Genomic DNA, 10,665 nt, shown 5'->3' with positions numbered 1-10,665 from the left:
CTGGAGGCGGCCGGCGGCTCGGCCTTCTTCGGCGAGCCGGCCCTGGACGTCCGCGATCTGCTGCGCACCTCACCCGACGGCCGCGGCATCATCTCCTCCCTGGAGCTGGCGGACATCCAGTCCCAGGGACGGCTGTTCTCCACCTTCCTCATGTGGCTGCTGGGTGAGTTGTTCGAGGTGCTGCCGGAGGTCGGGGACCCCGACAAGCCGTCGCTGGTGTTCTTCTTCGACGAGGCGCATCTGCTGTTCGACGGCGCCAGCAGCGCCTTCATGGAGGCAATCACGCGCACGGTCAGGCTCATCCGTTCCAAGGGTGTGGGCATCGTGTTTATCACCCAGTCCCCCACGGATGTGCCCGAGGAGGTGCTGGCGCAGTTGGGCAGCCGTATTCAGCACGCGCTGCGCGCCCACACGCCGGCCGACGCCGCACGGCTCAAGAAGGCCGTGTCCACCTTCCCCACCTCACCGCTGGATCTGACGCGGGTCCTCACCAGCCTGGGAACCGGCCAGGCGGTCGTCTCGGTGCTGGACGAGAAGGGACGGCCCGCCCCGGTCGCACCCGTCGTCGTCGACACCCCGGCAGCGGTCATGGGACCCGCCTCCCCCAGCACCATCCGGTCGGTGCTGGCCGGCTCCACCCTCATCCCCAAGTACGCCGACGCGGTGGACAACGTCTCCGCCTACGAGTTACTGGCCCAGCGCGCCGAGGAGGAAGCCGCCCGGGAGGAGGCGGCCCGTGCCGAGGCCGAGGCGCGGGCCGCAGCGGAGAAGGCCGCGCAGGAGGCCGCGAAGACGCAGGCCAAGGCGGAGGCCGCGGCCGCACGGGAGGCCCAGCGCACCGCCGAGCGGTTGCAGCGGGAGGCGGAGAAGGCCGCCGAGCGCGAGCAGCGGGCCAAGGAGCGGGCGGCCGAGCGGCGTCAGCGCGAGGTCGAGAAGCTGATCGGCTCCGCCGGCCGCCAGATCACCCGCTCGATCCTGGGCAACATCCTGCGCGGCCGCTGATGGCGGCCCGCGTCCCAACCATCACTCGGGGACGACGGAGACCAGCTTGGGGGCGCGCACAATCACCTTGCGCACACCGCGACCGTCCAGCGCGCGGACCACGCCGGGGGCGGCCAGGGCCAGCTTCTCCAGCTCGGCGGCGTCGATGTCGGGGGCAACCTCGAGCCGGTCACGTACCTTGCCCTTGACCTGCACCACGCAGGTGACCTTCTCCGCGGCCAGCAGGGAGGCGTCGGTCACCTCGGGGAAGGGCTCGTAGGCCAGTGACTCGCTGTGCCCGAGGCGCTGCCAGATCTCCTCGCAGATGTGCGGGGCGACGGGCGAGGCCATGAGGGTGAGCGCCTCCACCGCCTCACGGGGAACGGCCTGAAGTGCGGTGAGGTGGTTGTTGAGCACGATGAGCTTGGCGATGGCCGTGTTGAGGCGGAGCCCCTCATAGTCCTCGCGCACCCCCACAATGGTGCGGGCCACGAGGCGGCGGGTGGCCTCGTCGGCGGGAACCTCGGCGACGGTCACCTCGCCGGTGGTCTCGTCAATGACGTTGCGCCACAGCCGCTGCAGGAACCGCTGGGCGCCGGCGACGGCGCGGGTGTCCCAGGGACGGTCCTGGTCCAGCGGTCCCATGCTCATCTCGTAGACGCGGAAGGTGTCGGCGCCGTAGGCGTCGTACATGTCGTCGGGGGTGACGATGTTCTTGAGGGACTTGCCCATCTTGCCGTACTCGCGGTTCACGCTCTGCCCCTGCCAGGTGAACACGGTAGAGCCGTCCGCTGCGGTGGTCTCCTCGACCTCGTCGGCGGGCACGTACTGCCCGCGGGCGTCGGTGTAGGCGTAGGCCTGCACATAGCCCTGGTTGAACAGCTTGTGGTATGGCTCCGAGGAGGACACGACTCCCAGGTCGAAGAGGACCTTGTGCCAGAACCGGGAGTAGAGCAGGTGCAGGACGGCGTGCTCGACGCCGCCGACGTACAGGTCGGTGCCGCCGGAAGCGTTACCGGCCTCGGGACGCGGCCCCATCCAGTAGGCCTCGTTGGTGCTTTCCACCAGGTGGGTGTCGTCGGTGGGGTCGATGTAGCGCAGCTCGTACCAGCAGGAGCCGGCCCACTGCGGCATGGTGTTGGTCTCGCGATAGTAGGTCTTGAGGCCCTCCCCCAGGTCCAGCTCCACCTTGACCCAATCGGTGGCCCGGCCCAGCGGCGGCTCCGGGGAGGACGTGGCGTCGTCGGGATCGTAGGTGCGCGGGGAGTAGTCGGTGACTTCCGGCAGCTCCACCGGAAGCATGGACTCGGGCAGCGCGTGGGGGCGGCCGTCCTCATCCCAGACGATCGGGAAGGGTTCACCCCAGTAGCGCTGACGCGCGAACAGCCAATCACGCAGGCGGTAGGTGACGGCGCCCCGCCCGTATCCCTTGGCCTCCAGCCATGCGGTCATGGCGGCCTGGGCCTCGTCCTTGCCCATGCCGTTGAGGTCGATCTCCGCGTTGGCGGAGTTGATGATCTCCCCGTCGCCGGTCCAAGCGGCCTCCTCCAGGGAGAAGCCCTCCGGTGGGGCAATGGTGGCGATGACGTCGAGGTCGTAGGCGCGAGCGAAGTCCCAGTCACGCTGGTCTCCGGAGGGCACGGCCATAATGGCGCCGGTGCCGTAGCCCATGAGGACGTAGTCGGCGACGAACACCGGCACGGGCTTGCCGTTGACGGGGTTGACACCGAACAGGCCGGTGAAGACGCCGGTCTTGGTGCGCTCGGTATCGGTGCGCTCGGCCTCGGTGGCCTGGGCGGCGCGGGCGCGGTAAGCGGCCACCGCCTCGGCCGGGGTGGCGTAACCGCCGGTCCAGACCTCCCGGGTGCCCTCCGGCCAGGCCGCTGGCACGGTGAGGGCGGCGGCGTCCTGGGCGACGGGGGCGCCCGCTAGTCCGCCCAGCACCGGATGCTCGGGGGCGACCACCATGAAGGTGGCCCCGAACAGGGTGTCCGGGCGGGTGGTGTAGACGGTGAGCTCGCTCTGGCTGGCGCCGACGGCGTCGGCCTCGGGCAGGGAGAAGGTGACCTCGGCGCCCTCCGAACGGCCGATCCAGTTGCGCTGCATGGTCTTGACCTTCTCGGGCCAGTCCACGGTGTCCAGGTCCTCGGCCAGGCGGTCGCCGTAGGCGGTGATACGCATCATCCACTGGCGCAGGTTCCGCTTGAACACGGGGTAGTTGCCGCGCTCGGAGCGGCCCTCGCTGGTGACCTCCTCGTTGGCCAGAACGGTGCCCAGGCCCGGGCACCAGTTGACCGAGGCGGAGGAGACATAGGCGAGCCGGTAGGAGTCGACGACGTCGGCCTGCTCACCGGACGTCAGCTCCTCCCAGGGGCGCCCGTCGGGGGTAGCGACCTGGCCGGAGGCGAGCTTGTCCATCAGCTCGCTCACGGGGCGGGCGGCGCCGGTGCCGCGGCCATCGCGCCGGGGGGCGTCGGGGTCGAACCAGGAGTTGAACACCTGCAGGAAGATCCACTGGGTCCAACGCACGTAGTCCACGTCGATGGTGGCCAGCGACCGACGTGAGTCGTGGGACAGGCCGAGCCTGCGCAGCTGGCGGCGCATATTGGCGATGTTGGCCTCGGTGGACACGCGCGGGTGCTGCCCGGTGGTGACCGCGTACTGCTCGGCGGGCAGGCCGAAGGCGTCGTACCCCATGGTGTACAGGACGTTCTTGCCCGTCATACGGGTGAAGCGGGCGATGACGTCGGTGGCGATGTAGCCCAGCGGGTGGCCCACATGCAGGCCCTGCCCGGAGGGGTAGGGGAACATGTCCAGCAGGAAGAACTTCTCCTTGGCGGCCTTCGGGCCGGCCAGCGCACCAGTGGGGTTGTCGGCGTAGAAGGTGCCCTCCTGCTCCCACCGGTCCTGCCATGCAGTCTCCAGACGATCGGCCAGGGCGGCCGTGTACCGGTACGGCGTGCTGGACTGGTCGGCGGTCTGCTCGGCCCGACTGTTCTCCGTCATCGCAGGAGCGCTCCCTTTGCTCGTGTGTAGATGGGGCGGGGCCGCGCGCCGTCGGCGGAAGGCCTCACGGCGCGCGGCCCCGTTGCTGTGGCTCAGCCTATCCCCCGGCGCGCCTCGGGCCGGCAACGGTCCGCTAGGCGGATCCGCGACGCCGGTCACGTCCAGCCCCTGGTGGTGGCACGACCTCAGGCCAGGGCCGGGGAGCTCATCTCGGCGGGCACGCACTCACCCCAGCCGTCCTCACGCAGGCCGGCGCGCAGGCGCTCCATCGCGGCGTCGAGCTCGGCGTCGGTCACGTCGTGGCGCGCGGCGGAGGGGGCCACATCGGACTCGGAGCGGATGGGCAGCACATGCACATGCAGGTGGTCGATCTCGTAGCCGACGACCATGATGCCGGCACGGGCAGCGTGGAAGACTCGCGTCTGCGTGCGCCCGATCCGCTTGGCGACGATTCCCAAATGAGCCACGAGCTCGTCGGAGGCATCCACGTAGGAGGCGACCGGCTCGCGCGGCACGACGAGCACATGCCCGTCGGTGTGCGGCGCGATGGTGGCGAAGGCGACGCAGGTTGCGTCGGCCCAGACGAAGCGCCCGGGGATCTCCCCATTGATGATCTTGGTAAAAACGGTGGTCTTGGTTGTGTCGGTCACGTCTCCAGCGTAGATGATTCATCGCCGTCCGGGTGGGCAAGCACCCACAGGGTTCCGGCGGGAACCACGGCGTCGAGCACCGCCGTGGAGACGTGCTCCGGCTGCAGTGCGCGCACGGTGGTGGTGGGGCGACCGCCCGGTGCGGCGTCGCTGCGACCACTGACCTGGATACGGGTGTCGAGTCCGATGCCCGCCCGCGTGAGCTGCTTGAGCACGGCCGGCTCGTCCTTAATGCGTCCCACGACCCCGGACTGGCCGACGTGCAGCGTGTCCACGCTGCGCAGGTCGGGCACGGTGATGCGCCCGTCCGGGCCGGGAATGGGATCCCCGTGTGGGTCCCGTGTGGGGTGGCCGAGGGCTCGGTCCAGGGCCTCCAGCAGACGGTCGGAGACCGCATGCTCGAGCACTTCAGCCTCGGCGTGCACCTCATCCCATTCGAAGCCGAGCGCCGCAACCAGGTAGGTCTCCAGCAGCCGGTGACGGCGGACCATGCTGCGTGCCAGACGCTGTCCTCGCGCCGATAGGGTGACGGCCCGGTAGGGGGCATGCGTGAGCAGGCCCGCCTCGACCAGCCGGGCGACGTTCTCCGAGGCGGTCGACGGCGCTACCCCCATGCGGCGCGCGAGCCCGGTGATGGAGGCTCCCTTCCCGCCCCATTCGGAGGCCGCCCACACCGCCTTGAGGTAGTCCTGGGTGACGGCCGACCCGTCGGGTTGCGCCTCGTCTGCGGGGGTCACCGGAGCATCGCCACCCAGCCGTCCCAGAAGCTCACCAGCACGGTCACGGCCACGGCGAGGTACATGGCGCCGGCGAGCCACCAGCGGGCGGCGTCCAGGCGACGGGCCGCTCCCGCGGGCAGGCCGAGGTGCCCGCCGCGGGCAGCCCGGCCCCAGGTGTTGGTGGCGATCGGAATCGTCACCGCCCAGATGAGAGTGCAGAAGGGGCAGAGCTTGCCGAAGGTGGTCACTGACACCACCAAGAACCAGGCGACAAAGACGACGCCGACCACGGTTCCGGCAACCAGTCCCCGCCACACCCAACGCGGCAGCATCTGCCCCGAAGCCAGCAGCAGGCCGACCAGCAGGAGCACGGCAAAGGCCATGGCGCCGATGAACGAGTTGGGGGTGCCCGCCAGCAGGTTGCCCTGCCAGACGTTGAGCGAGTCGCCGCAGGAAACCAGTGGGCTGACGTCGCAGACGAGTTGGGCGTCCGGCTGGCGCAGTTGGGCCAGCTGGCTGAGGAGCAGCTCCCAGCAGGCGCCGATGCCGATCAGCGAGCCGATCACGAGCAGTACTCCGTAGGAGCGCGGGGCGCCCGTGGCGCTGCGCCGGGCAGGTTCGCTCGTGGGCGGAAGGGCGGCCGCGTCCGCGGTGTCGGCGAGGTAGGCGTCGAGTTCCTCCTCGCTCATGGCGTCGATCATCGCGTCGACTTCGGCCTGGCTGGGCACATGCGCCATCTGCGGATCTCCTCAGACTCTCCTACGGGTGGGGTACGCCCCTGCCCTTCCGGGACGTGCTTCCATTGTGCCCCACGGCCGGTGACGGGTCGGTGGAGGCCGACCATGGTCACTGCGTGGTCACTGCTGGGGCTCCGGCGCGGGGACCGGCTGCCAAGCTCCGACGGTGACCGAGGCGTCCGCATGCACGCTCACGGTGCGCCACGCCGCCAGGTCGCCGTCGGCATTGAAGGACATGACGTGCAGGTAGGCGTCCTCGGTGACCTTGCCGATGGAGGTTCCGCCCTTGCCGGCTCCGGAGACCAGCTGCGCGACGTCGAGGTTCCCACCCGTCGTCGTGGTCATTCCCCGTTCCTGATGGACGTGTCCCGCCACGAGCAGCGGGGCGCAGCCGTCCTCGATCAGGGGGCTGAAGGTGTAGGGCTGGTGGATGAGAACGACGTCGACGCGGTTGCCCGCCGCGGCCGCCTGGCAGGAGGCCTGAGCCAGTCGGGTGCCAAGCTGGGTGGCGTCCTCTTCACCGCGCCGGACCGTGCCACCGGCGGAGGTGCGGTCTGGGTCGACGTCGCCGAGCACCGTCAGCCCGCCGACTTGCTGGGCGGTGCCGTCGGTGACGGTCCACCCCTGGGCGCGCAGGCGTTCCATGGTGGAGTCCGAATCGTGGTTGCCGATGGTGGCGACGCGGGCAACTCCGGCGGGAACAGCGTTGCTCAGGGCGTCGACGCAGACCTGTTCGGGCTGGCTGCCGGTCATGGTCAGGTCCCCGTCGTCCATGTGGATGTCAGCGCCGGCGAGCTCGTCGACGACCCCGGTGAGGGAGATGACGTCGAGATTGCAGTGCAGGTCGGTCGACAACACGGCCGTGGTGTTCGCCTCCTGGTTCACCGCCCAGGTACCGGTCACCGGGGTGGTGGGGGTGGCCGTGGGGGTAGCGGTGGCCGGCATGGTTGAGGTGATGGCACCGGGCACCGAACCCGCCGGGAGCGGAGTCGTCCCTCGGGCAGCGGCCACCCCGAATGCCTGGGCAATGGCGGACTCGTCCACCGCCCCGTCGACGGCGGTCACGTCCACCGCTCCGTCGACGGCGGTGGATGCCTTCCATGCCGTGCGCAGGTTGGCCTCGGCCGCGGTGTAGAAGGCGGTGTTCTCCTCGAGGAAGGCGGTGACCCTGCCGCTGTAGGCCTGCACAATGTCGGCAACCCGCCCGGACAGGCGGGCGTCTTCGAGGGGCGTGCCGGCCAGGACTCCGAGTCTGCTCCCCGCATGCGGCGCGGTGCGCACAGCGGGCACGACGACGGCGATGGCCACGGCGGCGGCGGTTGCGGCCAGCACTGCTGTGGCGCCGCGGGGCAGGGGGCGCCGGACTCGACGTAGCCGTCGTCCACCGCTCAGGCGGCGGGCGGTGGCCAGGCACAGCAGCACGGATTCGATGAGGCCGGCACGGCGCAGCGCATCGTCGGCGAGTGCGCGTAGGCCGCGTTCGATTGTTAACTCGGGGTGGGTGATGAGCGCAACGTAGGCGGCGGCGTCGGAGCTCAGCGCCTGCCCCAACGTATCCGCGGAGACGGCGTCGGGATCGGCTTCACCCGGGATCTCCCCGATGATGACCTCGACGCCGAGCATGCCGGCCGGCGAATCCATGCTGACCGAGCCGATCGGACCGAGGTCGACGGTGAGCGTGGAGTCGAGGGTGGTGGACCAGGTGGCTTCGTGCGGGCCCAAGGGTGAGGACGCGGTCGCGGTGGAGACGCCTACCACCAGTGAGACGAGGGTCATGAGCAACAGGAGGGCGGCGGTGCGGCTGAACTTGCGGAAGCGGGCGCTACGGGCCCGCCACCAGTGGTGCACAGCGGCGCGGGCATCGGGCAGCTTCTGGGCGAGCGAGCCCAGGCCGCCGTTGTCGCGGTGCTCCAGCACGCAGGTCAGCTCCCGCTACCCGCCGCGAGACGGGCGGCCAGGTCCGTGACGAAGGTGGCGGTGTCCTCCCAGGTCGCCACCGCATGGCAGGGGACGCCGAGTGCCTTGACGGGATAGTCGTTGCCCTCGGGGTCAAGGCGGTCACCGACGAAGAGCATCTGTTCCAGGGGAATGTCGGTGATCTCGGCAAGCTTCTTCATGCCGTAGGCCTTGTCGATGCCCTTACGGGTGATGTCGACACTGGTGGAGCCTCCCGAGCGGACTTCCAGGTCCGGCAGCAACGCTGCGACGGCGTCGCGCAGGCGGCCCTTCTTCTCCCCCGTGGGATCCCACGCCTGCTTAGCTTCAAGGGGAGCCTCCTGGCCGAGCGCGGAGAAGGTGACCTGGCTGCCGCGATCCTCCAGCGCCGGCCCCCAGGTGTGCTCCTCCCACAGGCCCAGGCGACGCGCCTGGCTCTCGACCACGGCAATGGCCTGCTTCACCTGTGCCGGGGTGAGGTCGTTGGCGTAGACGAGGGCCCAATCGTCGTCGGCGTCCGGGGCGTAGGCGTAGTAACGCGTGCCGCAGGTGGGCATGAGGTGCAACCGACTCATCTCAGCGGGGTCGGCCGCTAAACGAGAAAGCACCTGGTCGCGGAATTGCCCGATCTGGCCTCCGGAGATGACGCAGACCGGGACGACGTCGAGCAGGGACCGCAGCGCGGTGGCCATGGGCTCGGGCATCGGCGACTTGGACGGGGCGAGTGTCCCGTCCAAGTCGAAGGCAACGAGCCTGGGGGGCGCGGTCGGCATATCAGCATCCGGAGTTAAGGGCATGGGGAGCATTGTGGCGCACGTGTTCCAGCGATGCGAAACCGTCCCCGGCAACTCGGGGTGTCGACGCCGCGTTACGGGGTGTCCTGCGGGTGCCTGAGGTGCTCGTGGGCGGCGGCGAGGGCGGCCTCACGGGCATCGGCATCCTCGCGCCGACCCCGCACGATGAGAGCCGTCACGGATACGGCCAGACCGCCCCAGATGATGACAATGGCGACGAGCATGACGGCGATTGCCTCTCCGGTCATCTCACTTCACCTCCTCGAGCACGTCCAGGTCAAGAGGGAGATAGTCGTCCACCGGCGTGCGCCACCGCATGCGAGTGAAGACGACGGTGGCGACGGCAACGAGGAAGATCATGCCCCAGCCGAAGGCCCCCTGCATGGCGACGGAGTACTCGTCATATCCGTCGGTGACGTAGGACCAGACATTCTGGACGAACATGTAGCCCAGCAGGAGCGGCGCGACGAAGGCGACGAGAAGGCGCCACCATCCGCCGATGATCCGGGTATCCGACACGAGGTTGAGGTGGCGCTGGAGCTCCTTGAGGCGGCGCAGCACCAGGCCGAGGCCAACGCACATGACAATTGCGGAGCCGACCACACCGATGTAGTTGACGTAGGCGTCGACAATGTCGAGGTCCCACAGGCCCGAGGCCGTGCCGAAGAGGATGAGGGACAGGGCGGCACTGGGCAGTCCGGCGGCCAGGGTGGCCTTGACATTGGACCAGCCGAGCTTCTCCCCGATGGCGGGGGCGACCACCTGCAGGATGGAGATGAAGGAGGTCAAGCCGGCCATGGAGAAGGAGGCGAAGAACAGGACGCCGAACACGGCACCGCCCGGCATCTGGGAAATAACCGTCGGGAAGGTGACGAAGGCCAGGCCGACGCCCTGAATACCCTCCAGGTCGGCAACGGCGACGCCCTCGACGTGCGCCATGAAGCCGAGGGTGGCGAACACGCCGATACCGGCAAGGATCTCAAAGGAGGAGTTGGCGAAGGCGGCGGTGAAACCGGTACCGACGAGGTTGGAGCGGCGCTTGAGGTAGGAGGCGTAGGTGAGCATGATGCCGAAGCCGATGGAAAGCGAGAAGAAAATCTGCCCGAAAGCGGCCACCCACACGGTGTAGTCGGTCAGACTGCTCCAGTCGGGGGTGAACAGCGTGTTGAGCCCATCGGTGGCCCCGGGCAGCAGAATCGCCCGCACCACCAGGATCACGAACATGATCACCAGCACCGGCAGGAAAATCCGGTTGGCGCGTTCGACGCCGCGGGACACGCCCCGGGCGACAACGAAGATGCCGAAGGCCCACACGAGGATGAGTGGGATGACGACTCCCACGACCGGGACCGGGGAGTAGGCAGGGGTCGAGGAGTCGGCCAGGCTGGTCTGGCCGATGTAGTCGCTGAAGAAGCCAGCGGCGTCGTCGCCCCAGGCAGTGGTGAGGGAGAACAATGTGTACCGCAGCGCCCAGGCGACGATGACCGCGTAGTAGGTCATGATGACGAAGCAGATGAACACCTGCCACCAGCCGAGCCACTCGAATCGCTTGGAAACGCGGCGGAAGATGGCCGGGGCCGAGCCGCGGAACCGGTGTCCGAGCGCATAGTCGAGGAAGAGCACGGGCAGCCCGGTAATGAGCAGCGCAATGATGTAGGGCACCATGAAGGCGCCGCCGCCATTGTTGTAGGCGGTGCCGGGGAAGCGCCAAATGTTGCCCAAGCCGATCGCGGAACCGACCGCGGCCATGAGGAATCCGAGTTGCCCGCTCCACTGCTCACGCGGGGGCATCTGGGCGGCGGTTGGGGATCCGGGGCTGGAGGGCATCGAGGACCTTCCGGGT

9 protein-coding genes are annotated in these 10,665 nt (G+C 69.3%); 1 reads left to right on the top strand and 8 read right to left on the bottom strand.

What is annotated here, in order from left to right; translation table 11 throughout:
• Positions 1-1,002, top strand: a 1,002-nt coding sequence (locus tag RWX45_RS04845; RefSeq protein ID WP_316022639.1) for a helicase HerA-like domain-containing protein, incomplete at its 5' end; no start/stop codon positions are given.
• Positions 1,003-1,023: 21 nt separating this feature from the next.
• On the opposite strand, the gene RWX45_RS04840 is transcribed toward RWX45_RS04845, so the two are convergent.
• The 8 genes from RWX45_RS04840 to RWX45_RS04805 form a co-directional block, all read right to left on the bottom strand.
• A complete protein-coding gene (locus RWX45_RS04840; RefSeq protein ID WP_316022638.1) occupies positions 1,024-3,987 on the bottom strand; it encodes a leucine--tRNA ligase in 2,964 nt (987 codons plus the stop codon).
• A gap of 185 nt (positions 3,988-4,172) precedes the next feature.
• Positions 4,173-4,637, bottom strand: a complete 465-nt coding sequence (locus tag RWX45_RS04835) for an HIT family protein (protein ID WP_316022637.1) — start codon at positions 4,635-4,637, stop codon at positions 4,173-4,175.
• Positions 4,634-5,374 carry a metal-dependent transcriptional regulator gene (locus RWX45_RS04830; protein WP_316022636.1) on the bottom strand — a complete coding sequence of 247 codons (741 nt, stop codon included), beginning with the start codon at positions 5,372-5,374 and terminating at the stop codon, positions 4,634-4,636. Before RWX45_RS04830 ends, RWX45_RS04835 begins: the two co-directional genes overlap by 4 nt.
• A complete protein-coding gene (locus RWX45_RS04825) occupies positions 5,371-6,093 on the bottom strand; it encodes a vitamin K epoxide reductase family protein (RefSeq protein ID WP_316022635.1) in 723 nt (240 codons plus the stop codon). Before RWX45_RS04825 ends, RWX45_RS04830 begins: the two co-directional genes overlap by 4 nt.
• A gap of 120 nt (positions 6,094-6,213) precedes the next feature.
• Positions 6,214-8,010 carry a serine/threonine protein phosphatase gene (locus tag RWX45_RS04820; protein WP_316022634.1) on the bottom strand — a complete coding sequence of 599 codons (1,797 nt, stop codon included), beginning with the start codon at positions 8,008-8,010 and terminating at the stop codon, positions 6,214-6,216.
• Between the two features lie 5 nt (positions 8,011-8,015).
• Positions 8,016-8,825: an HAD-IIB family hydrolase gene (locus RWX45_RS04815; protein ID WP_316022633.1), complete on the bottom strand. Its 810-nt coding sequence runs from the start codon at positions 8,823-8,825 to the stop codon at positions 8,016-8,018.
• Positions 8,826-8,896: 71 nt separating this feature from the next.
• Complete coding sequence (locus RWX45_RS04810; protein WP_316022632.1) at positions 8,897-9,070, bottom strand: methionine/alanine import family NSS transporter small subunit; 174 nt, start codon at positions 9,068-9,070, stop codon at positions 8,897-8,899.
• 1 nt (position 9,071) lies between these two features.
• The gene (locus tag RWX45_RS04805) at positions 9,072-10,649 is read right to left on the bottom strand and encodes a sodium-dependent transporter (RefSeq protein WP_316022640.1); all 1,578 of its coding nucleotides are present in this window, start codon (positions 10,647-10,649) and stop codon (positions 9,072-9,074) included.
• Positions 10,650-10,665: the final 16 nt, after the last annotated feature.

Source organism: Actinomyces sp. MRS3W (assembly GCF_032465695.1).
In the GTDB taxonomy this organism is placed as follows: domain Bacteria; phylum Actinomycetota; class Actinomycetes; order Actinomycetales; family Actinomycetaceae; genus Actinomyces.
Note: the sequence above shows the minus strand (reverse complement) of the source record. Positions and strands in the feature narration are given on the sequence as shown.